The following is a 22,905-nucleotide window of genomic DNA, read 5'->3' on the forward strand; positions in this document are numbered from 1 at the left end:
AGCCGCTTGCCGCTTGCCGCTTGCCGCTAACGATAGCAGCCGTCGTTGACGCCCCCCCCAGCGCCTCCTCACCGCCCCTGCAACGCCAGATACTCCTTCAAGGTCCCCACCAACGCCGCCGCCGCGGGCGACAAACTACGGTTGCGCGACGTGACCAAGCCAATCGACCTTTCCGCCACCGGCCCGATCAGCGGGCGTTGCACGATCCCCGTTTGCGCCACGGCGCCCGCCGCGATCTCGGGCAGTGCCGCCACGCCGAAGCCGCATTCCACCATGGCCACAATGGTGGTCAGGTGTTCGGCTTCAAACGCGGGCGTGAAGCGGATGCGGTTTTGCAGGAAGGCCCATTCCGTGTATTGCCGCACGCTGCTGGGTTGCACCATCGACACATGCTCGGCCGAGGCGGTGTCGGCCCAGCGCAGCGGGCCACGGGACTTGGCCAGCGGATGCGACTCGGGAATCAGCAGCAGGAAGCTATCGGACATCAGCGGCACATAGTGCAGGTCGGCGTGCTGCGGGTCGGCGGCGGTAAGCGCGAAGTCGACTTCGCCCGCGCGCACCAGGTCGAAGGCCGGGCCCGACAAGGTGTCGCGCACTTTCAGGGCGACATGCGGGTGCGCCTGGCGATAGGTCATCAGCACGCGCGGCAGCAAGCGGGCAGCAAGCGAGGGCAGCGCGGCGACCGACACCTGCCCCTGCTCGGCGCTGGTAATGCTGCTGACCGCCGCGATGGCGTCGCGAAACGCCGCCTGCAACGTCGCGGCCTGCTGCATGAAGACTTCGCCCGCCGCCGTCAGCCGCACGGTGCGCGTGGTGCGGTCGAACAGGCGCACGGCCAAGGCTTCTTCAATGCGCTGTATCTGCGTGGATAGCGCCGATTGCGACAAATGCAATTGCGCCGCCGCCTGCCGGAAATTCAGCGTACGGCCCAGCACCAGCGTGGTATCGATGTCGCGCATCGAAAGGTTGATCTGCATGTCTCTACACCCGGGTCGTATTGATCTGTTTTGTCGATCATTCTATCCAAAAAATCTGATTCATCTATCAAACGCCCTTCTCTACACTCGCCCCCAACGACGATGCAATGACAGGAGCAAACCATGCAGACGGACGCAACAGCGCTGCCCAACCCGGGCGCGGCGCATGCAGTGGTGGTGGGCGGCGGCACGATGGGCGCGGACGTGGCGGTGGTGTTGACCCGCGCCGCCTGCCGCACCACCGTGATCGAATCGAACGCCGAACGCGCGGCGGGCCTGCCCGCGCGCGTGGCGGAAAATCTGAAGACGATTGGACGCGAGGCGAACGCCCCGTTGCTGGCCACGGCCGCCAGCCTGGACGAGGTGGACTGGTCCACGGTGAACCTGGTCATCGAATGCATCCCCGAACGCCTGGACATCAAACAAGCGTTGTTCGCGGACCTCGCGCAGCGGGCGCGCCCCGACGCCATCCTGGCCAGCAATAGTTCCAGCTTTCCGATCAGCGCCATCAGCCAAGGCCTGGACACGCGCGGCCGCATGCTGGGCCTGCATTTCTTCATGCCCGCGCATCTGGTGCCCTTGGTGGAAGTGGTGCTGGGCGAAGCCAGCGACAACGCCTGCGCCGATTCGCTGATTGCTTTCATGCGCCGTTGCGGCAGCGTGCCGGTGAAGGTCAAGCAAGACCTGCCGGGCTTTCTGGCCAACCGATTGCAGCATGCGTTGTCGCGCGAGGCATTTGACCTGATCGACCGTGGCATCGCGTCGCCGGAAGACGTGGACGCCGCCGTGCGCTTCGGCTTTGGCTTCCGCTTCCTGGCCGCCGGGCCCGTCATGCAGCGCGACCATGCCGGCATCGACGTGCACGCCGCTGCGGGCGCCACGATGTACCCCACGTTCTGCAACGCGGACCACCCCGCGCGCTGCCTGACCGAGCGCGCCGCCGACGGCCGTCATGGCATGAAGGCGGGCGAAGGCTTCTACGCCTGGACGCCCGAGACCATTGCGGCCGAACGCGCCCGCTACGACCGCCTGCTGCGAGCCGGCCTAGACCTTATCAACCCGGAACTACCGGAGATCCAGCCTTGAACGCCCCTGCCCTGCCGCGCGCCGCGCTGGCCGACTCCCCCGTCATCATCACCGTGGCGCCCAACGGCGCCTACAAGAAGGCGGCCGACCATCCGGCCGTGCCGCTGACCGCCGACGACCTGGCGCGTGAAGCGCGCGCCTGCCTGGACGCGGGCGCCGGCATGATGCACATGCACGTGCGCAAGCCGGACGGCAGCCATCTGCTGGACGCTACCGCTTACCGCGACGCCCTGGCCGCCGTGGAACGCGCCGTGGGCCGCGAATTGCTGGTGCAGGTCACCAGCGAAGCAGCCGGCGTGTACAAGGCCGCCGAACAGATTGCGCTGGTGCGCGAATTGCAGCCGGAAGCCGTGTCGATCGGCCTGCGCGAAATTGCCGTGCCGGACATTCCGGAGACGGAACTGGCGGCGTTCCTGGCCTGGCTGGCCGAGTGCCGCATCATGACGCAGATCATCCTGTACGACGAAGGCGACGTGCGCCGCTGGCTGTCGTTGCGCGCGCGCGGGCTGGTGCCGCCGGGCGCGTGGTCGGTGCTGTTCGTGCTGGGCCGCTACAGCGCGGGCCAGACCTCGTCGGCGTATGACTTGCTGCCGTTCCTGGGTGCCTACGATCAGTCCTTGCCCTGGGCGGTATGCGCGTTCGGCCCCGAGGAAAACGCCTGCGTCACGACAGCGGCAGCGTTTGGGGGCCACATGCGCGTGGGCTTTGAAAACAACCTGAAGCTGCGTGATGGAAGCGTCGCACCGGACAACGCGGCATTGGTTCGCCAGGCGGCGGACGGGGCGCGCGCGCTGGGCCGGCCCATTGCCACCGCCGCCGACGCGCGCCGCATCTACGGCGCGATTGCCTGATTCAAACTCGCATCAACACCGACCGCGTCTCGCGTGTCGAATGCTATGCCGGATCGATCCGACCTACGCATTCGGCACGCTTTTTTTTCGCCGTGCCATGTGCGGCCTGATCGCCGCGCTACGCGCTGCCCTAGGCACCGCCATATTGCAGCGCCGCAATATTGTTTCGCCGCCATGCAACATTGACGCAATGTAAAAGCACTGCTAAAAACTTCGACATCCGCACGTTCAATGCAATACCCCAACTGTCAAAGTGAGGTGGTGTGTGCAAAACGAGTCAGATGGCTACACCAAGCCTCAGGAGCTGCGAAGTTTTCTGTTCCTGACGGCTGTCATGGCCCCCGTTCTCACGGTCATCATCGTGGCGGGTTACGGGTTCATCGTCTGGGCCTATCAGCTGATCGCCGGCCCCCCGGGCAGCTGATGCCAGGCGACGGAAACCCTTCCATGTCCGCGCTTCCCCCCACCGCGCCGCCCCCGGCGCCACCCGAGCTGCACATCGCCAGTCTGGTTGTGCATGCCCTGCCCCACCGCTTGCCCGACGTGCGCGCCGCCATTTTGGCGATAGCGGGTTCGGACATCCATGGCGCGTCCGACACCGGCAAGCTGGTCGTCACGCTGGAAGCGCCCACCACCGACGACATGATGGCGCGGATCTCCGAGATTCAGCGCCTGGATGGCGTACTGGCTTCGGCGCTGGTCTATCAGCACGCCGACACGCTGGCCGCGATGAACGAGGAGATTGGCGATGTCCATGGCTCGTAGAGATTTCATCAAGCAGTCCGCCGCCGCGGCCGCCGCCACCGTGGCGGGCATTCCCATCGTCGGCATGACGCAGAACATCGTGACCGAATCCGAGGCCGCCAAACTCAAGTGGTCCAAGGCGCCCTGTAGGTTCTGCGGGACCGGCTGCGGCGTGAACGTCGCGGTAAAGGACAACCAGGTCGTGGCCACGCACGGCGATTTCAATGCCGATGTGAACAAGGGCCTGAACTGCGTCAAAGGCTATTTCCTGTCGAAGATCATGTACGGCAACGACCGGCTGACCACGCCGCTGCTGCGCATGAAAGACGGCAAATACGCCAAGGACGGCGAATTTGCCCCGGTATCGTGGGACCAGGCGTTTGACGTGATGGCCGAACAGTTCAAGCGCGTGCTTAAAGACAAGGGGCCGACCGCCGTGGGCATGTTCGGCTCGGGCCAATGGACCATCTGGGAAGGCTACGCCGCGCTCAAGCTGATGAAGGCGGGCTTTCGGTCGAACAACCTGGACCCGAACGCGCGCCACTGCATGGCGTCGGCGGCGGTGGGCTTCATGCGTACCTTCGGCGCCGACGAACCCATGGGCTGTTATGACGACATCGAGAACGCCGACGCCTTCGTGCTGTGGGGCTCGAACATGGCCGAGATGCATCCCATCTTGTGGACCCGTGTCACCGACCGCCGGCTGTCCGCGCCCAAGACGCGCGTGGTGGTGCTGTCCACTTTCGAGCACCGCTCGTACGAGCTGGCCGACCTGACGCTGACCTTCACGCCGCAAACCGATCTGGCCATCCTGAATTACATCGCCAACTACATCATCCAGACCAAGCGGGTGAACCGCGACTTCGTCGACAAGCACACCGTATTCCACGAAGGCAATACCGACATCGGCTATGGTCTGCGCCCCGACCACCCCTTGCAAAAGGCCGCCAAGAACGCAGACAAGGCCGGCGGATCCAAGCCCATCACCTTCGACGAATTCGCCAAGTTCGTGTCGAAATACGATCTGGAATACACGTCCAAGCTGACCGGCGTCCCGCAAAAGCAGTTGCGCGATCTGGCCGAGCTGTACGCCGACCCGAAGATCCGCGTGACGTCTTTCTGGACGATGGGTTTCAACCAGCACACGCGCGGCGTGTGGGCCAACAACATGGCCTACAACATCCACCTGTTGACCGGCAAGATCTCGACGCCCGGCAACAGCCCGTTCTCATTGACGGGCCAACCGTCGGCCTGTGGCACCGCGCGCGAAGTGGGCACGTTTTCGCATCGGCTGCCGGCCGACCTGGTGGTCACCAACCCCAAGCATCGCGCGCACGCGGAAGAGATCTGGCAACTGCCGGACGGCACCATCCCCGACAAGGTCGGCGCACACGCGGTGTTGCAAAACCGCATGCTGAAGGACGGCACCATCAACGCGTATTGGGTGATGGTCAACAACAACATGCAGGCGGCCGCCAACCTGATGAACGAAGGGCTGCCCGGCTACCGCAACCCGGCCAACTTCATCGTGGTGTCGGACGCCTACCCCACGGTCACGACCATTTCGGCCGACCTGATCCTGCCCACCGCCATGTGGGTGGAAAAAGAAGGCGCATACGGCAACGCCGAACGGCGCACGCAGTTCTGGCATCAACTGGTGAACGCGCCCGGCGACGCGCGCTCCGACCTATGGCAGTTGATGGAGTTTTCCAAGCGCTTCAAGGTGGAAGAAGTCTGGCCCGCCGACCTGCTGGCCAAGAAGCCGGAGTACCGCGGCAAGACCTTGTTTGACGTTCTGTACGCCAACGGCAAGGTCAACAAATTCCCCAACAGCGAATTGAACGCGGAATACGAAAACCAGGAGGCCAAGGCGTTCGGCTTCTATGCGCAAAAGGGCTTGTTCGAGGAATACGCCGAGTTCGGCCGGGGCCATGGCCACGACCTGGCGCCGTTCGACACCTACCACGAGGTACGCGGCCTGCGCTGGCCGGTGGTCAACGGCAAGGAAACCCTGTGGCGCTACCGTGAAGGCAGCGACCCCTACGTGAAGGCCGGCGCGGGCTTCGAGTTCTACGGCCACCCCGACGGACGCGCCATCATCTACGCCCTGCCCTACGAGCCCCCACCGGAATCGCCCGACAAGGAATACCCCTTCTGGCTATCCACCGGCCGCATCCTGGAACATTGGCATTCCGGGTCCATGACGCGGCGCGTGCCGGAGCTGTACCGCGCCTTTCCGAATGCCGTCTGTTTCATGCACCCGGACGACGCCCAGGCGATGGGCTTGCGACGCGGCGTGGAAGTCGAAATCGAATCGCGGCGCGGCAAAATGCGCACCCGGCTGGAAACGCGCGGGCGCAACAAGCCGCCGCGCGGCCTGGTGTTCGTGCCCTGGTTCGACGCCGGCCAGTTGATCAACAAGGTCACGCTGGACGCCACCGACCCGATCTCTTTCCAGACCGACTTCAAGAAGTGCGCGGTCCGGATCGTCAAGGTCTGAAGGCCTGGGGGAGACAGCCATGAAAACGCGCACCGCCGCCATCGCCATTGCACTCGTTGCGGGTTCCTTGTTGGGCTCGTCCGCCTGGGCCGCGCCGCCGTTCGAGGTCGTAGACCCCATGCGGGGATCTACGCCCGTTGCGGAAGAGGCCAACCCGCCCCTGATCAGTCCCATCGAAAACAAGGACATCAAGCGGATGCGGACGTATTCGATGCAGCCGCCCACCATTCCGCACAAGATCGACGGCTATCAGATCGACAAGAACTACAACCGCTGCCTGGCCTGCCATGCGCGCGTGAACACCGAGGAAACCCAGGCGCCACCGCTAAGCGTCACGCACTACATGGACCGCGACAGCAATGTACTGGCCGAAGTGTCGCCACGCCGGTATTTCTGTGTGCAATGCCATGTGCCGCAAGCCGAGGCCAAGCCGCTGGTGTCCAACACCTATCAGGACATCGACGTGATCCTCAAGCGCCTGACCGCCCCGGCGACAGACAAGAAGTAAGGGACAGGACGCCGCCATGGTCAAGCTTCTAAAGCGCTACTGGAACATCATCCGCCGCCCCAGCGTGCATTTCAGCCTGGGCTTTCTGACGATAGGCGGCTTCATCGGCGGCATCCTGTTCTGGGGCGCCTTCAACACCGCCATGGAACTGACCAACACCGAGAAGTTCTGCACCGGCTGCCATGAGATGCGCGACAACGTCTATGCGGAATTAAAGGGCACCATCCACTTCACCAACCGCTCGGGCGTGCGCGCACTGTGTTCGGACTGCCACGTGCCGCACAACTGGACGGACAAGATCGCGCGCAAGATGCAGGCGTCAAAGGAAGTGTGGGGCAAGATCTTCGGCACCATCGACACGCGCGAAAAATTCGTCGACAAGCGGCTGGAACTGGCCCAGCACGAATGGGCGCGCTTCAAGGCGAACGATTCGCTGGAATGCCGCAACTGCCACAACTACGAATACATGGACTTCACGCGCCAGAGCGTGCGCGCGCAGAACATGCATTCGACCTATCTGGCGGACAAATCCAAGACCTGTATCGATTGCCACAAGGGCATCGCGCACACCTTGCCGCATATTCCGCCGGGGCAGACGTCCGACGCGGCGCCGGCCGCCGGCACGCCCAAGGAAATCGCCAAGGCGGGGCCAGCCAATGCGGCCCGCTGACGCGCCCCCGCCGCTTCTTGCCGCCACCGGTCTGTGCTGCCCGCGGGGCGGTGCGCCGGGGCACGGCCTGGGCCCATTGCACTTCGACCTGCACGCCGGCCAGTTGTTGCACTTGCACGGCGCCAACGGCAGCGGCAAGACCAGCGTGCTGCGCATGTTGGCCGGCTTGCTGCGGCCCGTAGCGGGCTCGCTGCATGCCTTGGGCCGCGACGTGTCGCGCGACCCGTCGTCCTACTTCGCACGCGTGGCGTATCTTGGGCACGCCAACGGCCTGTGCGGGGACCTGAGCGCATTGGAAAACCTGCGCTACAGCCTGCACGTGGCGGGCGTCCCGCAAGGCGATGACGCCCTCGCCGCCGGGCTGGCTGCGTGGCGCCTGGACGCCAGCCGGCATACCCTGGCGGCCCGTTTGTCGCAAGGGCAGGCGCGTCGGGTGGCGCTGGCGGCCGTGATGCTTAGCGGCAAGCCGCTATGGCTGTTGGACGAACCCGATGCGGGGCTGGACGCGGCCAGCCTTCAACAATTGTGGGCCGCGCTGGACGCGCACCTGGACGCTGGCGGCGCGGCGGTGGTGGCCTGCCATCGGCAACCCGTCGCCGCCCCCGATCGCCTGCAAACCCTGAACATGGATGACTACGCGGATGCTGGCTACGCTGTCTCAGTTGGTGTTGCGTGACATCCGGCTGGCCTGGCGGCGGCCCGCCGACACGCTGGGCGCCACCCTGTTCTTCGTGGTGGCCGGATCGCTGTTTCCGCTGGCGGTCGGCCCCGACCCGGCGCTGCTGCGCGCCATCGGGCCGGGGGTGCTGTGGGTGTGCGCGCTGCTGGGCATCTTGCTGAGCCTGCACCGCCCGTTTACCCAAGACCACGATAACGGCGCGCTGGAGCAACTGCTGGTGTCGCCCCACCCACTGCCCCTGCTGGTGGGCGTGAAGCTGGCGGCGCACTGGTTCAGCGGCTGTGTGCCGCTGATTCTTGCCAGCCCCATCCTGGCATTGCAGTTTGATTTGCCGCCGCACGCCATCGGCGTCCTGGTCCTCTCCTTGCTGCTGGGTACCCCCACGCTGGCGCTGGTGGGCGGCCTGGGCGCGGCGTTGACGCTGGGCCTGCGCGGCGCCGCGCTATTGCCCTTGCTGGTGTTGCCGCTGTATGTACCGGTGCTGATCTTCGGCGCGGGCGCGGTGTCGGCCACGTACGCCGGGCTGGGCGCGGGGCCACAACTGTCGCTGCTGGGCGCGTGCCTGTGCCTGGCGATTCTGCTCTGCCCCTGGAGCGCGTCCGCCGCGCTGCGCGTGGCGCTGGAATGAGAGGGCCCATGCACAAGCAACCTGGCTGGATGCGCTATGCCTCGCCCGCGCTGTTCTACCCGCTGGCCGGCCGATGGATTCCCGGGCTGGCGCTGGCCGCCGCCCTTTTTGCCGCCGCCGGCTTGTACGTGGGCCTGGTCGTCGCGCCCCCGGACAGCCAGCAGGGCGAGGTCTACCGCATCCTCTTCATCCACGTGGCGGCCGCGTGGATGTCGATGTTCCTGTACCTGGTGATGGCGGGCTATGCCGCACTGGGCCTCATCTACAACACGCGCCTGTCGTTCATGATGATGCGCGCGCTGGCGCCCACTGGCGCGCTCTTCACCTTCCTGACCTTGTGGACGGGCGCGCTGTGGGGCAAGCCAACCTGGGGCGCCTGGTGGGTCTGGGACGCGCGGCTGACGTCCGAGTTGATCCTGCTGTTTCTATACCTGGGGTTCATCGCCCTGCAAGCGGCCACCGACGACACCCGCCGGGCCGACCGCGGCGGCGCCATCCTGTTGTTGGCCGGCGTGGTCAACGTGCCCATCATCTATTTTTCGGTGCGGTGGTGGAGCACGCTGCATCAGGGCGCATCCATCAACCTGACCACCGCGCCCAGCATGGCGCGCATCATGCTGACGGCCATGCTGCTGATGGTGGCGGCGTTCTGGCTGTACAGCGCGGCCGTGGCGCTGGCGCGCGTGCGCGGGGTGATCGCGCAACGCGAACCGGGCGCCGTGCATTCGGGCGCCGTGCGTTCGGGCGTCAGGGGTAGCCATGACCACGCGGGCCAGCCCGGCCGCCAGGAGGCGCCATGAGTTGGGACGCATTGTTTTCGCTGCAAGGCCATGGCCCGTACATCCTGGGCGCCTATGGGGTGACGGTGGCGCTGATGGGCCTGGAAGTCTTTTTGCTGTGGCGCCGCCGCGCGCGCAGGCGGTCCGGCTCACGCACTTCGCGCGTATCGTCCGACCCGCGCGCGGAATCGGGGCGCTCATGAGCCCCCGCAAGCGTCGCGCATGGGCTATCGCGGGCGGGCTGGCGCTGCTGGCCCTGGCCACGGCGCTGGTGCTGAACGCGCTGCAATCGAACCTGGTGTTCTTCTTCAGCCCCAGCCAGATCGCCGCGAAAGAGGCCCCAACCAGCGGCAGCTTCCGCGTGGGCGGATTGGTCGAACAGGGCTCGGTGCGGCGCGAGCCCGACGGCGTGACCTTGCGCTTCATCGTGACCGATACCGCGCACACCGTGCAGGTCGCCTACCAGGGCCTGTTGCCGGACCTGTTCCGTGAAGGCAAGGGCGTGGTGGCGGCGGGCAAGCTGGACTCGGACGGCGTATTCCGCGCCACGCAGGTGCTGGCCAAGCACGACGAAAATTACATGCCGCCCGAAGCCGCCGACGCGCTCAAGCGCGCGGCTGGCGCATCCGGTGGCGCGCTTGCGGTGACCGGCAACGCCGCTGCCCCAACCGGCATGGCCAGCAACATAGCCGCCGACGCTTCGCGCCCGGAGGTCCGATGATTCCCGAGATAGGCCTGTTCAGCCTGATCCTGGCCTTGCTGGTGGCGCTGACGCAGGCCACGTTGCCGCTGATCGGCGCGGCCACCGGCTGGCAGGCGGGCCTGCGCGTAGCGCCCCCCCCCGCCGTGGGCCAGTTCTGCCTGACGACGCTGGCGTTTGGTTGCCTGGCCTGGGCGTTCGTCGATAACGACTTTTCGGTGTTGTACGTGGCGGGCAACTCGCACGCCGACCTGCCTGCCGCCTATCGCTTTGCCGCCGTGTGGGGCGGGCATGAAGGGTCGTTGCTGCTGTGGCTGTACCTGCTGACTGCCTGGACCTTGGCCGTCGCCGTCTTCAGCCGCCGCCTGCCTTTGGCTTTCACCGGGCGCGTGCTGGCGGTAATGGGCTGGATCAGCGTGGGTTTTTTGCTGTTCCTGCTGTTCCTGTCCAACCCGTTCGAACGGCTGATGCCGCCCGCCATGGCCGGCCGCGACCTGAATCCGCTGCTGCAGGACCCCGGCATGATCGTGCACCCGCCGATGCTGTACATGGGCTACGTGGGCTTTTCCGTGGCCTTTGCCTTTGCGATCGCGGCGCTGCTGTCGGGCGAGCTGGACGCGCTGTGGGCGCGCTGGGTGCGTCCTTGGACCTTGGCCGCGTGGACATTCCTTACCGTGGGCATCCTGCTGGGCAGCGCATGGGCCTATTACGTATTGGGCTGGGGCGGCTGGTGGTTCTGGGACCCGGTGGAGAACGCGTCGTTCATGCCCTGGCTGGCGGGCACCGCGCTGATCCATTCGCTGATCGTCACCGAGCGCCGGGGCGCGTTCCGCAGTTGGACGGTGCTGCTGGCCATCTGCACGTTTTCGCTCAGCATCCTGGGCACCTTCCTGGTCCGGTCCGGCGTGCTGACCTCGGTGCACGCCTTTGCGGTGGACCCCGGCCGGGGCCTGTACATCCTGGCGTTCATGACCGTGATCGTTGGCGGCTCGTTGGTGCTGTACGCCTGGCGCGCGCCCTCGGTGGGCCTGGGCGGCGGGTTCTCGTTGCTGTCGCGCGAATCCCTGTTGCTGTCGAACAATGTCGTGCTGACGGTGGCGGCGGGCTCAGTGCTGTTGGGCACCCTGTACCCCGTGGTGCTCGACGTCTTGGACTGGGGCAAGATCTCCATCGGCCCGCCCTACTTCGAAGCGGTGTTCGTCCCGTTGATGACGCCCGCGATCTTCCTGATGGGCGTGGGGCCGGTGGCGCGCTGGAAGCAAGCCGAAGTGCCCGACCTGGCGCGCAAGCTGCGCGCTGCCTTCGTCGTCAGCGTGTTGACCGCCGTGTTGCTGCCGCTGGCCATGCCGGGGCCGGCGCGCCTGGGCTCGCCGTTGGTCATGCTGGGGTTGTGGCTGGCCGCCTGGTCGGTGGCCGCCGCCGGCGCACATGCATGGCAACGACTGACCGACGGCGCCGACGGCCAATGGCTGCGCCGCCTGGGACGGCAGCCGCGCTCCTGGTACGGCATGCTGCTGGCGCACGCCGGCATCGGCGTCTTCATCGCGGGCGTCACCTTGGCCAACGGCTATGAGGTCAAACACGAAGTCCGCGTGGACCTGGGCGCCACCCAGGACGCGGGCGGCTACCAGTTCACGTTTGCCGGCATCGCGCCCGCCACCGGCCCCAACTACAGCGCCCAGCGCGCCGAGTTCAAGGTCACGCGCAACGGTAAGCCGGTGGTGACGCTGTATCCCGAAAAGCGCCTGTACATCGTGCAGGACATGGCCTTGAGCCAGGCCGACATCGACAGCGGCCCCACGCGCGACCTCTTCGTGGCGCTGGGCGAACCGGTGAGCGACCCGGGGGGCAAGGTTGCCTGGACGGTGCGCATCCAGGTCAAGCCTTTCATGATGTGGATCTGGGCGGGCTGCGTGCTGATGGCGTTGGGCGGCCTGCTGGCCGCGGGCGACAAGCGCTACCGCCGCCGGCAGGAAGCCGCTGCGCGTCAGGCCCAGCCAGGCCTGGCCACGGCGCAGCGCCAGGCACGGGAGGGCTATTGATGCGCTACGTGCTGCCGCTGGCCGTCTTCATGGCAATGGCCGTGTTCCTGGCGATGGGCCTGTCACGTGACCCGCGCGCCGTACCGTCCGCCATGATCGACAAGCCGGCCCCGCCCATCAACCTGCCGGTGCTGCAATCGCCGGGCGAACAACTGGACCTGCAAGCGCTGCGTGGGCAAGTGTGGTTGCTGAACGTATGGGCATCGTGGTGCGCGCCATGCCGGGAAGAATTACCGGTGCTGCGCGACGCTGCCCAGCGTCACGCCATCCCGCTATACGGCTTGAACTACAAGGACAAACCCGAAGACGCCGTCGCCTGGCTGGCGCGCAATGGCAACCCGTACGTGGCCTCGGCCAGCGACACGGACGGCCGGGTCGGCATCGAATATGGCGTCTACGGCGTGCCGGAAACCTTCGTCATCGACGGCGCCGGCCGCATCCGCCACAAGCATCTGGGCCTGATCACACCCGAGATTTTCCGCACGCGGATCCTGCCGATCGTCGAGGCGCTGAAATGAGCGGGCGGTGGTTTCCGTTGACGCTGCGGCAGGCGTTGATGCCGGCGCTGAAGGTCGCGATCCTGCTGACCTTGAGCACGGCGATCGCGCAGACCGCCTCGCCCTCGCCCGCACTCGCCGCACCCACCGCGCCCGCCCTGCCCGCCCTGTCGCCCACCGACCAGCAACGCGCCGACAAGCTGGCGCACGGCCTGCGCTGCCTGGTCTGCCAGAACCAGACCCTGGCCGATTCCAACGCGCCGCTTGCCCAAGACATGCGCAAGCTGATTCACGCGCAATTGGCCGAGGGCCGCAGCGACACGCAGATCATGCGCTTTTTCGAAGACCGCTATGGCGACTTCGTGCGCTATGACCCGCCCTTCAAACCGATTACCTGGCTGCTGTGGCTGGGCCCGTTCACCTTGCTGGCCTTGGGCTTCTGGGTGCTGGTACGCACGCTCAAGCGGCGCGCCGTGGCCCGCGCGCCATTGACGGCAGACGAGCGCGCCCGCGCCACCCGCTTTCTGGACACCGACCCATGACCTCGCTTTGGATTGTCGTCGTGCTGTTGTTGCTGGCCACCCTGCTGTGCCTGATTCCTCCGCTGCTGCGCCGCGCGCTACCCGGCGCGCCCGCTGCCGACGAGAACCTGCGCGCCTTCTATCGGGCACAGCGCGAGCAGTTGCAACGCGACCTGCGCGCCGGCAGCGTGAGCCCCGATGCCGCGTTGCGCGCGGAAGAAGAATTGCAGCGTGAACTGCTGCAAGACCTGGCGGCGCGCCAATCCCGCGTGGGGCGGGTCGGCGGCCAGCGCGCCGGCCTGGCCGCCGCCTGCCTGTTGAGCGTGCTGATCCCCGTGGCTGCCGTGCTGCTGTACGGCAAGCTGGGCAACCCGCGCGCCGTGGCCGACATGACGCACACGCGCACGGCGCCCGCGCATGCCAACATCGCGGGTAACGGCGTGGGGAATGGTGCAAGCAATGGCGCCGATAATGGCGCGGCAACCAACGCCGCAGGCCCGGCTAGCGATGGTGCCGACATGGCCGTGGCCATCAATGCCTTGGCGCAACGGCTGCGCGCCAGCCCCGACGATGCCGACGGCTGGTATACGCTGGCGCGTTCCTACGAAACATTGGGGCGCTATACGGATGCGGTAGCGGCGTATCGGCAAGTGCTGCGGCTGGTACCGGGGCAGCCCGCCGTATTAGCGGACCTGGCCGATGCCCTGCTCTCGGCCAATCAAGGCAAGCCGGACACCGACGCCATCGCGGCGGTGGCACAGGCGCTGGTGGCTGACCCTGACCAGCCCAAGGCCTTGGCGCTGGCGGGCATGATGGCGCTGCGCCGTGGTGACGCGGCCGAGGCACTGGTGCATTGGGAACGCCTGCAAACGTTGCTGCCGGCAGACTCCGAGGCCGCGCGCCAGATCCAGTCGAACATCGCCCAGGCGCGCGCCCAGTCAGCCGGCGCGCCGGCTGCGGGTTCGGGTAGTGGCACAAGCGCTTCGATCAGCAACACGGGCGATGCCGCCACCGACGCCACCACAAACACCGCCACGCCCGCAGCCGACCCGTCTCCCGCCCGCATTTCGGGCACCGCGAGCATCGCTGACGCGCTGCGCGATCAGGTCCGGCCCGGCGATACCGTCTTCATCCTGGCGCGCCCCGTCGCGGGCTCGCGCATGCCGCTGGCCATCACGCAATGGCGCGTGTCGGACCTGCCGCGCGCCTTCGTGCTGGATGACAGCAGCGCCATGTCTCCACAGGCCAAGCTGTCTGGGGCCAGCCGCGTGCAGGTCGAAATCCGCATCAGCCGTTCAGGCAAGGCCGCCGCCCAGCCGGGCGACTTGTCCGGCGTGCTGTCCGATGTGGACATCCGCGCACGCGATCTGGAGCTGGTGGCCGACACCGTGGTGCGCTGACGCGCTCTCGCTAGACCCGCTCGATCCGCGCCGGCAGGCCCTGGCGCACCGCCGCGCCGGACACCCAGTCGATCCAGACGTTGGCGTGTTCACCGCGCGTGGCGTCGCCAAAGCCCAGGTCGTTCAGGTTGACGCCCGCCGCCAGCGTGGCGTCGTGCGGCATGGGCTTGCCGTCCACCACGTGCGCGCGCGCGCCCAGCTCGGTGTGGCCGTAGCCATGTTCGATGCCGACCGCGCCCGGCTGGATGCCATCGCGCAGCAAGGCCAGCCCCGTCACCGCGCCGCCCGGCGTCACGATGCGCACGGCATCGCCGTTGCGGATGCCCAGCCGTTCGCCGTCCTGCCGGTTGATCGACACCGGGTTGTGCGGATGAACCTGGCGCAGTCGGCTCACGCCGATGGACATCGAGCTCATCAGGTTCGACTTGAACGAACTCAGCAGAAAGGGCCAGTCCGTGGCGGGATACTCGGCGCGCACATCGCGGCCATCCGCCAGGCGTGGCGGATACCAGGTCGGACAGCCGCTGTAGCGCTCGCCTGTCATGGCATGGCGGAACGCCGCCAGGTCTTCGCTCCAGACGTGCAAGGGCTTGGCGTAGGCGGCGCGTGTCTGGCGGGTTTGACGGGTCTCGTTTTGCACCCAGGCGTCGTCCATCTTGTCGAAGCGCCCGCCACGGCTCATCAGCATGGCCACTTGCCGCCACTCGCCCGGCTTCAGCTTGTGTTCGAGCAGGGCGCGATAGCGGTCCACGCCGGTCAGCGCCATGTCTTCGTCGCTGGCTTCGGGCACGGGGCGGCCGGCCGAGAACGCGATGTTGGCCATGCCGCGCAGGAAGAAGTCTTCGGGCGTGTCCAGCGCGTGCTTGCCGCCGTCTTTGTCGGTGATGGCGTTGGCGCCGAAGCCCGGCATACCCAGGCGCTTGGCGCAGGCGATCAAGAACGTTTCCAGGCACACCGGTTCATCCGTGGCCGTGCGCGCCACGCGCGGGCGGACGGCGGGCCAGCGCACCGTGGACGCCTTGGCGACCACGTCGGCCCATGGCGCCGACACGCCCCAGCTTTCGTAGGTGACGGTGTCGGGCACGATGTAGTCGGCCAGCGCGTTGGTCTCGTTGATGAACGGGTTGATCGACACCGATAGCGGCAGGATGCGCGGGTCCTTCATCTTGTCGGCCAGCACGGATTTGAAGCCCGCGATGCCGTAGACCGGGTTGCTCATGTGGTTGAACCACACCTTGGCGCGATACGGATACCCCGCCAGCGCGGACGCCAGCATTTCCGAACTGAGCCCGCCCGTGGCCGGATACCAGGGCGCCGCTGCCGGATAGGCAGGCTGCCCCGCCGCCTGCTTGCGCTTGAATTCGCTGGACTTCTCGTAGGGGTAACGGTTGCGCGACAGCGCGACACCCTTGGGCGTGGCGCGGTTGGCAAAGCCCGCGATGTTGTAGCGCGGGCCGGGGCCGTAGGGCGGAAAGGGGCCGGCGTCCAGCACCAGGCCGCCGTCCACGTTCAGGTTGCCCACCAAGGTGTTCAACATGGCGATGGCGTAGGCGGTGTAGAAGCCCGCGCCGCTCATCGTGCCGCCGTGGGCGTCGGCCACGGCGCGCTTGCCGTGGCTGGTGAAGCGTTCTGCAAGCTGGGCGATCTTGTCGGCAGGCACGCCGCACAGGTCGGCGTATTCGTCCAGGGTTTTTCGATGCGATTCCTCGCGCAGCAGCGCCAGCGACGAACACACGCGCAGGGCTTGCGGCGCACCCGCCATGCCGGGCGCCGCGATGCGCTCGTCCACGAACAAGGTCGCGGGTAACGCGCCGGTGTGCGGCGCCAGCGTGCCGTCTTCCAGGCGAACGACATACACGTCTTGCCATTTATCGTCGGCGTCCGACGGGCGCGGCCAGCCCATGTCCGCGCCGCGCAGGAAGCTGCCCAGGCGCGGGTGGCCGGGTTCGGCCACGACCAGGTGCGTGGCGTTGGTCCAGGCGGCTTCGCCCGCCGCCTGCATGGCCTGCGGGCCGGGCTGCGCCAAGGCCTTGGCGTCGAAACGCTCGTTGTCGAGAATCCAGCGGATCAGGCCCATGACCAAGGCCAGGTCGCTCGCCGGGTTCACCGGCAGCCATTCGTTGCCCGACCCGGCCGACAGGCTGGAGGACGCGGGCAGCACGGGCGACACAACCACGTAGGTGAAGCTGTTTTCTTCCGGACGCACGCGCGCTTCGGCCAACTGCCGGGCCTGGCGCTGGAATGGGTTGCCGGCTTGCGCGGGCGCGGCGCCGATGAAGAGGCCAAAGCGGGCGTTGTCCCAATCAGGCTTGCCATGCGGCATGCCTTTCAAATCGCCCAACGCGGCGCCCGCCCCTACGCGGAAGCTCTGGCCGCAATACGAGCCGTGGTTGCTGAAGTTGACCGTGCCGAAGGACTGCGCGGCAAAGCGCTGGATCAGCGGCGTGCGGCCTTCGTTGGAGGCGTCGGTGAACAGGAACTGGTTCACGCGTGCGCCGTACTCGGGGTTGGCGGGGTCCAGCAGCGTGTCGCGGTCGAAGATGGCGCGCAGGCCATCCACGTGGCCTTCGCCAAACAGGTCGCCGCCTTCGCACACTTCCTGCACCAGTTGTTCAAACGAGATGCTCTGCCACTGGCCTGCCCCGCGCGCGCCTACGCGCTTGAGCGGTTGCAGCACCCGGTACGGGCTTTGCAGTTGTTCCAGCATGGCCGAGCCGCGCGCACACGACGTGGCGCGCCCTTCCAGGCCGTTGTCGCCGCCCAGTTGCGCGTAGACCTCGCGCACGGGGGTTTCCATGGCGGCCGGGCGCGTGGTGGCCAGCGGATGATAGGGGTTGCCCGCCACGCGCAGGATGCGGTTTTCCGCCGTGTCCACGCGCAGCCGCACGCCGCATTGGGTCCAACAGCCCAGGCAACTGGACGGGCTGACCGTCTGGCCAGGCTGCGGACTCAGGACGCCGGTGAGCGGGTCGATACGGAATTCCGGGGTCAACGAATTGCCGCGCACGGCATGCGCCGTGGGCACGCCGGCCGTACCGTGGGCCAGGCCCTTCACGGCGCGTGTGACGGTTTCACCGTAGCCGGCCGCAAAGGCGGCCATGCCACCGGCGACCATGCCGCCCCGCACCATCAGCTTGCGCCGCGCGGCGTCCTGGGGCGTGTCCTGCGACGAGTCCGGCCGGGTGCCCTGGACCGGGCTTGTGTTCCGGCCCGAGGTTGCGCTTTCGCCAGGGGTTGCGTTCTGGCCCGGCTTCGCGCCGGGCTTGTCGTCTTCGTGTTGCTTGTTCATTGCTTTGTGTTCCATTGCTGTCAGACCGCCATGCCGCGTGCACGCGCCGGGTAGGCTTCCAGAGCCCAGGTCACCGCGGTGATCAGGGCCACGCACAAGCCCAACACCCCCACCATGCCCAGCAGCCCATCGCTGCCCCAGGGCATGTCGTACAGGTATAGGCCGGCGCCGTACTTGGGCACGCCCTGCACGCTCATGAAGACCACCCAGCGAAAGATCCAGGCGGCGCCCAGCATCGTCAGCGCCAACACGGCCGAAGGCAGCGGCGCGGCCAGCGCGCGCGCGGGCCGCTGCAACAGCGCGATCATGCAAAAGCCCGTGATGACGGCGCCCGCCAGGCTCAGGCGCCAGATGGGAAATTCCGCGAACAGCCGCAAGGCCGCGTCAAACGACGGGTCGGCGCCCAACAGGCCCAACGCCGCCCAGGCGCCCCCCCCCACCGCCATCAGGATCACGGCGGTCAGGCTCAGCCCGCGCAAGCACGCCACCGGCAAGGCCTTCATGCCGCCCGGTAGCCAACGGCCCACCAGGAACATGGCGCCCAGCGCGCCCAGCCAGGCCGTCAAGGCAAAGTTCACGGGCAGGAACGCGGTGTGCCACAAGGGCCGCGAGCGCAGCACCATGACTTCCGCGCCGGTGTAGACCAGGATGGACGCGGCGGACAGCGCCAGCCCCACGCCCAGCACGCGTAGCCAGACAATGCGGCCCCACCACCACGCGGCGCAGAACAGCACCGACAAGCCCACGAACACGGGCAGCAGCAAGGCGCCCAGCCACATCCACGACCACGGCGTGATGTGCGCGTAGAAATGCCAGAATCGGCCGGGCTGGTGCAGGTCGGCCAATAGCGACACGGGCGCGGCGACGGCGCTGACCAGCAGCACGGTGGCCGCGGCCGGCAACAGGCGGCGCAAGGGCGAGCCGGCCTCGCCAAAGGCGGCAAAGACGGCGGTCAGCGCCGTGGTGGCCGCAATGCCGATAAGAAAGAAGTACTGCACGGCCCACGGCAGCCAGGCGGCGTCATAGACCGGCGTGAGCAATTCCGAGATCTGCATGAAAGTCCCCTTCAATGGCTCAATGTCCGCCGGCCAGGCGCACGCCCGCCTGGCCATCGACCTGGTGGACAAAGGCGTCGGGCAGGCCGATGTAATAGACGTGGGGGTCGGTCTTCATGTCGGGCTTGAGCACCTTGATGTCGGCCTTGTGTTCCTTAAGCAGCGTCGAGATGGCGCTGTCGGGATCGTTCATGTCGCCGATGACGCGCGCGCCGCCCACGCAGCTTTCCACGCAGGCCGGCAACAGGCCGACTTCCAGGCGGTGTTCGCAGAACGTGCATTTGTCGGCCGTCTGCGTGTCGTGGTTGATGAAGCGGGCGTCGTAGGGACAGGCTTGCACGCAGTAGGCGCAGCCCACGCAGCGTTCGTTGTCGACCAGCACGATGCCGTCTTCACGCTGGAACGTGGCCTGCACAGGGCAGACCGGCACACAGGGCGGGTTGTCGCAGTGGTTGCACAGGCGCGGCAGCATGACCATGGCGCTTGGCCCCCCGGCGTCGGGGGTGACTTCGTATTGCAGGACAGTGGTGCGGAACTGCCCGATGGGCGGCAGGTTTTCCAGCGAACAACTGACCGTACAGGCTTGGCAGCCAATGCACTTGCGCAGGTCGACCACCATGCCATAGCGCTTGCCGGGCATGCCGGGACGGCGTGGCGGCTGGCCGTTCAGGCCCGTGGCTTCGGCATGGATGGGGATGATGGTGGCGGCGGCGCTCAGGCCAAGCAGCCCTTTGAGAAAACCGCGTTTGCCGCGTAGGGCAGGGTCGGGGGGAACGGGTGAGGCAGGCATTACGGACGACTCCGGACGGGTAGCTTTTTGTTGCTATTAACTTATCACTTTTGGTTATATAGACAGTTGATCTGAATCAAATCGGGGACGGAGATAAAGCGATGGACGGTAAAAAGCCCGCCTAGAGGGGCGGGCTGGGCTGGGCTGGGCTGGGCTGGGCTGGGCTGGGCTGGGCTGGGCGGGGCTGGGCGGGGGGCTGCGGCTTGGGACTGCCGGCTGGGCGCTCCGGCTGCAGCCTTGCCGCGCGCAACTACATCGTCAACGCGCGGCGCCACGCCGCGAGCTTCATGTCGAACGACGCGGCGGCATGGGCGGGGCTGGTGGATGGCAGGTCTACATAATCCACCGATCGATCCAGCGTGGGCAGGACGTGTCGGCGATAGAGCGCGGCGGCCTTGCCCCCGTTGAAGCAGATCCGCGTGATGGCCGGATGGCGGTCCAGGAAGGACGCGAAATCGTTGGGCACCAGCGTGTCGCGGCGGATGTCGGCGTCCAGGCTGCCGGGCCGTTCGCACGCGTGCAGCACATCCCATAGCGCAACGCCCGCGGCTTGCAGGGCTTGCAGCCGCTCTGCATAGTCCAGGCCCGCGTCAAAACCCAGCACCTGCGCGGCGATGGGCCAGAAGGCGTTGCGCGGATGGGCGTAGTAACGGGCCTGCTTGAGCGACGCCACGCCGGGCATGGAGCCCAGCACCAGCACCCGCGCATCAGGCGCGGCAACCGGGGCAAAGCCCCAAACCTGATCGGTGCGCGCGCCCGGCGCGAGGGTGATGCGATGTTCCATGGCGGCAGGATACGTCAGACGAGGGCCGGGCTCAAAAAATCGGATTATTCTTAAAAATCCCGGCCTCGATGCTCATGATCAAGGCTTCAAAGACGGACGGGACAAGGTATCAAAGAGGTATCGAAGAGGTATCAAAGCGGTATCGGCACGGTATCAAAGTGGCCCAAAAGCGTCTTCAGCACGGGCTGGCAATCGTCCGATTCATGGAACAGTCCTTATCAGAAACCAGTACTACTGAAACGTGGGTCCGCCCCTATCTTTACCCTCATGACGAACGGCCCCGAAGGGGCCGCGCAATAGGAATAGATGCCATGAAGAAGATCCTCGGCCTGCATGCCGCTCCGCGCCCCCACTGGGTGGGCGACGGGTTCCCGGTGCGCTCGATGTTCTCGTATCACGACAACGACAAGATCCAGAATGTCAGCCCGTTTCTGCTGCTGGATTACGCCGGCCCGGCCAAGTTCGAGCCGGCCGACCGTCCCCGCGGCGTGGGCCAGCATCCCCATCGCGGCTTTGAAACCGTCACCATCGTGTACAGCGGCGAGGTCGAACACCGTGACTCCACCGGCAACGGCGGCGTCATCGGCCCTGGCGACGTGCAATGGATGACGGCGGCTTCCGGCATCCTGCACGAAGAATTCCACTCGCCCGCCTTCACCCGCTCGGGCGGTGAACTGGAAATGGTGCAGCTATGGGTCAACCTGCCGGCCAAGGACAAGGCCGCGGCGGCGGGCTATCAGGGCATTCTGAATGCCGACATCCCCACGGCCGCCCTGCCCGACGGCGCAGGCAGCGTGCGCGTGATCGCGGGCAACTTCGCGGGCGTGGCCGGCCCCGCGCGCACCTTTACGCCGATGGACGTGTGGGACGTGCGCCTGAACGCGGGCAAGGCGGCAAGCTTTCCGATCGAGGCGGGCCGCAACAGCATGCTGGTCGTGCTGCGCGGCACAGTGCTGATCAATGGCGAATCCGTGGCGCGCGATGCGCAACTGGCGCTGTTCTCGCAGGATGGCGAAGACATCACCGTCGAAGCCAACAACGACGCGGTATTCCTGGTGCTGAGCGGCGAGCCGATCAGCGAGCCGGTGGTGGGCTACGGCCCATTCGTGATGAACACGCAGGCCGAAATCATCGAAGCCATCCAGGACTTCAACGCCGGCCGCTACGGGCAGATGCACTGACGGGCTGGGGCGGCGCGCGCTGCCCCCCTAGCCGACTCGACGCCACACGCTGGCCAGCCACGGTTGTTGCTCACGTGGCAGATTGTCAGGCCGGTAATAATGTTCAAGCTCGTCGAAGCCGGCCCCGATCATCAGCGTGCGCCATCCGTCCAGATCGTGATACGCGCCATAGCGTCCTCGGTTCCAGCCTTCCTGGTTGCCGCCCCTTGGGTTGGAGCAGAACAGCACGCCGTCCGGGCGCAGCGTGGCCCACAGGTCGCGCAGCACGCGCGGCAACTCCTGGCCTGGCACGTGAAACAGCACGGCATTGGCGAATACGCCATCAAAGCGCGCCGGAGGCAAAGACAGTTGCAGGAAATCCTGATGCCAGACCTCGCAACCGGATGCGGCGCGCGCCATCTCGACAAAGCTGGGCGTGCCGTCCAGCCCTACTGGCCGATGGCCCAACGCGGCAAACGTCTTCAGGGCGCGGCCGGGGCCGCAGCCCAAGTCCAGCACGTCAAAAGGAGGTTCGCCCTGGATATGCCGCAGCAAGGCGGCGATGTTCTGGCTGACGTCGTGGCCGCGTGTGCCGGCCTCGAAGTCCACCGCGTTTTCTTCGTAGTTCGCCAAGGTCAGCGAGGTGATCTTGGCCAAGTCTTCGGGATCAAGTTTCATGGGGTCATTGTGCCTGGATCACGCATTGCGCGTTGCTCGATCCGCGAACGCGCACGCCTGGCCGCCTGTTGCAGCCGTTGCGCCATCACCGCGCGTGGCGGCAGGTCGGTCAGGTATTGAGCCACCTGTACGCCGGACTTGTCCAGTTCCAGCAATTCGATTTTTTCAGTCTGCATGCCCGCGCAAACAATGATGCCCAGCGGCGCGGCTTCATCGGGTTCACGTTCGAACTTGTCCAGCCAATGCAGGTGGCGTTCCATCTGGCCCTTGTAGGCCGCCCTGAACTCATCGACCTTCAAATCAAGCGCCACCAGCCGGCGTAGCTTGCGGTGGTAGAACAGCAAGTCCAGGCACGCGTCATCGCCGTCGATGGGCGTGCGCACCTGCCGGCCGATGAAGGCAAACCCCATGTCCAGTTCCAGCAGGAAGGACTCCATGTCGCGGATGACGGCCACTTGCAGATCGCCTTCCGGGCCGCGGTCGCGCAAGGCCGCCCTGCCCGCGTCGCCCCGAAATTCGTCCAGATTCCATTTCGCCACCACGACAACTCCTCGAAAAGCCGAATGA

General features: G+C 66.7%; 24 protein-coding genes. 17 read left to right on the plus strand and 7 right to left on the minus strand.

Features of this window, described 5'->3' with window-relative positions:
• Positions 1-68: 68 nt before the first annotated feature.
• Positions 69-977: a LysR family transcriptional regulator gene (locus ACE04A_RS19560; protein WP_100855258.1), complete on the minus strand. Its 909-nt coding sequence runs from the start codon at positions 975-977 to the stop codon at positions 69-71.
• Positions 978-1,100: 123 nt separating this feature from the next.
• Between ACE04A_RS19560 and ACE04A_RS19565 the strand changes: the two genes are divergently transcribed.
• The 16 genes from ACE04A_RS19565 to ccmI all read left to right on the plus strand — a co-directional run bounded on the left by ACE04A_RS19565 (position 1,101) and on the right by ccmI (position 14,582).
• Positions 1,101-2,063, plus strand: a complete 963-nt coding sequence (locus ACE04A_RS19565) for a 3-hydroxyacyl-CoA dehydrogenase family protein (protein WP_279994484.1) — start codon at positions 1,101-1,103, stop codon at positions 2,061-2,063.
• Positions 2,060-2,914: a beta-keto acid cleavage family enzyme gene (locus tag ACE04A_RS19570; protein WP_279994483.1), complete on the plus strand. Its 855-nt coding sequence runs from the start codon at positions 2,060-2,062 to the stop codon at positions 2,912-2,914. Before ACE04A_RS19565 ends, ACE04A_RS19570 begins: the two co-directional genes overlap by 4 nt.
• 265 nt (positions 2,915-3,179) lie before the next feature.
• The gene (gene napE, locus ACE04A_RS19575; protein ID WP_127184184.1) at positions 3,180-3,338 is read left to right on the plus strand and encodes a periplasmic nitrate reductase, NapE protein; all 159 of its coding nucleotides are present in this window, start codon (positions 3,180-3,182) and stop codon (positions 3,336-3,338) included.
• Positions 3,339-3,361: 23 nt separating this feature from the next.
• Positions 3,362-3,679, plus strand: a complete 318-nt coding sequence (locus ACE04A_RS19580; RefSeq protein WP_259248992.1) for a chaperone NapD — start codon at positions 3,362-3,364, stop codon at positions 3,677-3,679.
• A complete protein-coding gene (gene napA / locus ACE04A_RS19585; RefSeq protein ID WP_279994480.1) occupies positions 3,663-6,158 on the plus strand; it encodes a periplasmic nitrate reductase subunit alpha in 2,496 nt (831 codons plus the stop codon). Before ACE04A_RS19580 ends, napA begins: the two co-directional genes overlap by 17 nt.
• A gap of 19 nt (positions 6,159-6,177) precedes the next feature.
• Positions 6,178-6,666, plus strand: coding sequence for a nitrate reductase cytochrome c-type subunit (locus tag ACE04A_RS19590; RefSeq protein WP_448719093.1), 489 nt, complete (start codon positions 6,178-6,180; stop codon positions 6,664-6,666).
• A gap of 16 nt (positions 6,667-6,682) precedes the next feature.
• Positions 6,683-7,336: a cytochrome c3 family protein gene (locus ACE04A_RS19595; protein WP_279994478.1), complete on the plus strand. Its 654-nt coding sequence runs from the start codon at positions 6,683-6,685 to the stop codon at positions 7,334-7,336.
• The gene (ccmA, locus tag ACE04A_RS19600; RefSeq protein ID WP_448719094.1) at positions 7,323-8,012 is read left to right on the plus strand and encodes a heme ABC exporter ATP-binding protein CcmA; all 690 of its coding nucleotides are present in this window, start codon (positions 7,323-7,325) and stop codon (positions 8,010-8,012) included. Before ACE04A_RS19595 ends, ccmA begins: the two co-directional genes overlap by 14 nt.
• Positions 7,978-8,643: a heme exporter protein CcmB gene (gene ccmB / locus ACE04A_RS19605; protein ID WP_279994727.1), complete on the plus strand. Its 666-nt coding sequence runs from the start codon at positions 7,978-7,980 to the stop codon at positions 8,641-8,643. The genes ccmA and ccmB overlap by 35 nt, the downstream gene beginning before the upstream one ends.
• A gap of 8 nt (positions 8,644-8,651) precedes the next feature.
• A complete protein-coding gene (gene ccmC / locus ACE04A_RS19610; protein ID WP_279994476.1) occupies positions 8,652-9,443 on the plus strand; it encodes a heme ABC transporter permease CcmC in 792 nt (263 codons plus the stop codon).
• On the plus strand, positions 9,440-9,625 hold the full coding sequence (gene ccmD / locus ACE04A_RS19615; RefSeq protein WP_279994475.1) for a heme exporter protein CcmD: 186 nt from the start codon (positions 9,440-9,442) through the stop codon (positions 9,623-9,625). The genes ccmC and ccmD overlap by 4 nt, the downstream gene beginning before the upstream one ends.
• The gene (gene ccmE / locus ACE04A_RS19620) at positions 9,622-10,143 is read left to right on the plus strand and encodes a cytochrome c maturation protein CcmE (protein WP_279994474.1); all 522 of its coding nucleotides are present in this window, start codon (positions 9,622-9,624) and stop codon (positions 10,141-10,143) included. The genes ccmD and ccmE overlap by 4 nt, the downstream gene beginning before the upstream one ends.
• On the plus strand, positions 10,140-12,164 hold the full coding sequence (locus ACE04A_RS19625; RefSeq protein WP_485820421.1) for a heme lyase CcmF/NrfE family subunit: 2,025 nt from the start codon (positions 10,140-10,142) through the stop codon (positions 12,162-12,164). Before ccmE ends, ACE04A_RS19625 begins: the two co-directional genes overlap by 4 nt.
• The gene (locus tag ACE04A_RS19630; RefSeq protein ID WP_448719098.1) at positions 12,161-12,682 is read left to right on the plus strand and encodes a DsbE family thiol:disulfide interchange protein; all 522 of its coding nucleotides are present in this window, start codon (positions 12,161-12,163) and stop codon (positions 12,680-12,682) included. Before ACE04A_RS19625 ends, ACE04A_RS19630 begins: the two co-directional genes overlap by 4 nt.
• Positions 12,679-13,203, plus strand: coding sequence for a cytochrome c-type biogenesis protein (locus ACE04A_RS19635; RefSeq protein ID WP_448719099.1), 525 nt, complete (start codon positions 12,679-12,681; stop codon positions 13,201-13,203). The genes ACE04A_RS19630 and ACE04A_RS19635 overlap by 4 nt, the downstream gene beginning before the upstream one ends.
• The gene (gene ccmI, locus ACE04A_RS19640; protein ID WP_485820422.1) at positions 13,200-14,582 is read left to right on the plus strand and encodes a c-type cytochrome biogenesis protein CcmI; all 1,383 of its coding nucleotides are present in this window, start codon (positions 13,200-13,202) and stop codon (positions 14,580-14,582) included. Before ACE04A_RS19635 ends, ccmI begins: the two co-directional genes overlap by 4 nt.
• Before the next feature lie 10 nt (positions 14,583-14,592).
• Here ccmI and ACE04A_RS19645 read toward each other — a convergent pair whose 3' ends face one another.
• The 4 genes from ACE04A_RS19645 to ACE04A_RS19660 form a co-directional block, all read right to left on the minus strand.
• A complete protein-coding gene (locus tag ACE04A_RS19645) occupies positions 14,593-17,712 on the minus strand; it encodes a tetrathionate reductase subunit A (RefSeq protein WP_485820430.1) in 3,120 nt (1,039 codons plus the stop codon).
• A gap of 179 nt (positions 17,713-17,891) precedes the next feature.
• Positions 17,892-18,926 carry an NrfD/PsrC family molybdoenzyme membrane anchor subunit gene (gene nrfD, locus ACE04A_RS19650; RefSeq protein ID WP_485820423.1) on the minus strand — a complete coding sequence of 345 codons (1,035 nt, stop codon included), beginning with the start codon at positions 18,924-18,926 and terminating at the stop codon, positions 17,892-17,894.
• 19 nt (positions 18,927-18,945) lie between these two features.
• Positions 18,946-19,716: a sulfate reduction electron transfer complex DsrMKJOP subunit DsrO gene (dsrO, locus tag ACE04A_RS19655; RefSeq protein WP_447988497.1), complete on the minus strand. Its 771-nt coding sequence runs from the start codon at positions 19,714-19,716 to the stop codon at positions 18,946-18,948.
• A gap of 250 nt (positions 19,717-19,966) precedes the next feature.
• Complete coding sequence (locus ACE04A_RS19660; RefSeq protein WP_448719102.1) at positions 19,967-20,500, minus strand: DNA-deoxyinosine glycosylase; 534 nt, start codon at positions 20,498-20,500, stop codon at positions 19,967-19,969.
• Positions 20,501-20,811: 311 nt separating this feature from the next.
• Here ACE04A_RS19660 and ACE04A_RS19665 point away from each other — a divergent pair, with 311 nt between their 5' ends.
• A complete protein-coding gene (locus tag ACE04A_RS19665) occupies positions 20,812-21,681 on the plus strand; it encodes a pirin family protein (RefSeq protein WP_100855241.1) in 870 nt (289 codons plus the stop codon).
• A gap of 27 nt (positions 21,682-21,708) precedes the next feature.
• On the opposite strand, the gene ACE04A_RS19670 is transcribed toward ACE04A_RS19665, so the two are convergent.
• Both ACE04A_RS19670 and ACE04A_RS19675 read right to left on the minus strand, forming a co-directional pair.
• A complete protein-coding gene (locus ACE04A_RS19670; RefSeq protein WP_485820424.1) occupies positions 21,709-22,338 on the minus strand; it encodes a class I SAM-dependent methyltransferase in 630 nt (209 codons plus the stop codon).
• On the minus strand, positions 22,335-22,877 hold the full coding sequence (locus ACE04A_RS19675; RefSeq protein ID WP_448719104.1) for a PDDEXK nuclease domain-containing protein: 543 nt from the start codon (positions 22,875-22,877) through the stop codon (positions 22,335-22,337). The genes ACE04A_RS19670 and ACE04A_RS19675 overlap by 4 nt, the downstream gene beginning before the upstream one ends.
• Positions 22,878-22,905 lie beyond the last annotated feature (28 nt).

The sequence above is a fragment of the Achromobacter colocynthidis genome, from assembly GCF_057334535.1.

Coding starts and splice junctions, on each gene's coding strand:
- ACE04A_RS19560 (WP_100855258.1), bottom strand. CDS start 977: ATGCAGATCAACCTTTCGATGCGCGACATCGATACCACGCTGGTGCTG.
- ACE04A_RS19565 (WP_279994484.1), top strand. CDS start 1,101: ATGCAGACGGACGCAACAGCGCTGCCCAACCCGGGCGCGGCGCATGCA.
- ACE04A_RS19580 (WP_259248992.1), top strand. CDS start 3,362: ATGTCCGCGCTTCCCCCCACCGCGCCGCCCCCGGCGCCACCCGAGCTG.
- napA (WP_279994480.1), top strand. CDS start 3,663: ATGTCCATGGCTCGTAGAGATTTCATCAAGCAGTCCGCCGCCGCGGCC.
- ACE04A_RS19590 (WP_448719093.1), top strand. CDS start 6,178: ATGAAAACGCGCACCGCCGCCATCGCCATTGCACTCGTTGCGGGTTCC.
- ACE04A_RS19595 (WP_279994478.1), top strand. CDS start 6,683: ATGGTCAAGCTTCTAAAGCGCTACTGGAACATCATCCGCCGCCCCAGC.
- ccmA (WP_448719094.1), top strand. CDS start 7,323: ATGCGGCCCGCTGACGCGCCCCCGCCGCTTCTTGCCGCCACCGGTCTG.
- ccmB (WP_279994727.1), top strand. CDS start 7,978: ATGCTGGCTACGCTGTCTCAGTTGGTGTTGCGTGACATCCGGCTGGCC.
- ccmC (WP_279994476.1), top strand. CDS start 8,652: ATGCACAAGCAACCTGGCTGGATGCGCTATGCCTCGCCCGCGCTGTTC.
- ccmD (WP_279994475.1), top strand. CDS start 9,440: ATGAGTTGGGACGCATTGTTTTCGCTGCAAGGCCATGGCCCGTACATC.
- ccmE (WP_279994474.1), top strand. CDS start 9,622: ATGAGCCCCCGCAAGCGTCGCGCATGGGCTATCGCGGGCGGGCTGGCG.
- ACE04A_RS19625 (WP_485820421.1), top strand. CDS start 10,140: ATGATTCCCGAGATAGGCCTGTTCAGCCTGATCCTGGCCTTGCTGGTG.
- ACE04A_RS19635 (WP_448719099.1), top strand. CDS start 12,679: ATGAGCGGGCGGTGGTTTCCGTTGACGCTGCGGCAGGCGTTGATGCCG.
- ccmI (WP_485820422.1), top strand. CDS start 13,200: ATGACCTCGCTTTGGATTGTCGTCGTGCTGTTGTTGCTGGCCACCCTG.
- ACE04A_RS19645 (WP_485820430.1), bottom strand. CDS start 17,712: ATGGTGCGGGGCGGCATGGTCGCCGGTGGCATGGCCGCCTTTGCGGCC.
- nrfD (WP_485820423.1), bottom strand. CDS start 18,926: ATGCAGATCTCGGAATTGCTCACGCCGGTCTATGACGCCGCCTGGCTG.
- dsrO (WP_447988497.1), bottom strand. CDS start 19,716: ATGCCTGCCTCACCCGTTCCCCCCGACCCTGCCCTACGCGGCAAACGC.
- ACE04A_RS19660 (WP_448719102.1), bottom strand. CDS start 20,500: ATGGAACATCGCATCACCCTCGCGCCGGGCGCGCGCACCGATCAGGTT.
- ACE04A_RS19665 (WP_100855241.1), top strand. CDS start 20,812: ATGAAGAAGATCCTCGGCCTGCATGCCGCTCCGCGCCCCCACTGGGTG.
- ACE04A_RS19670 (WP_485820424.1), bottom strand. CDS start 22,338: ATGAAACTTGATCCCGAAGACTTGGCCAAGATCACCTCGCTGACCTTG.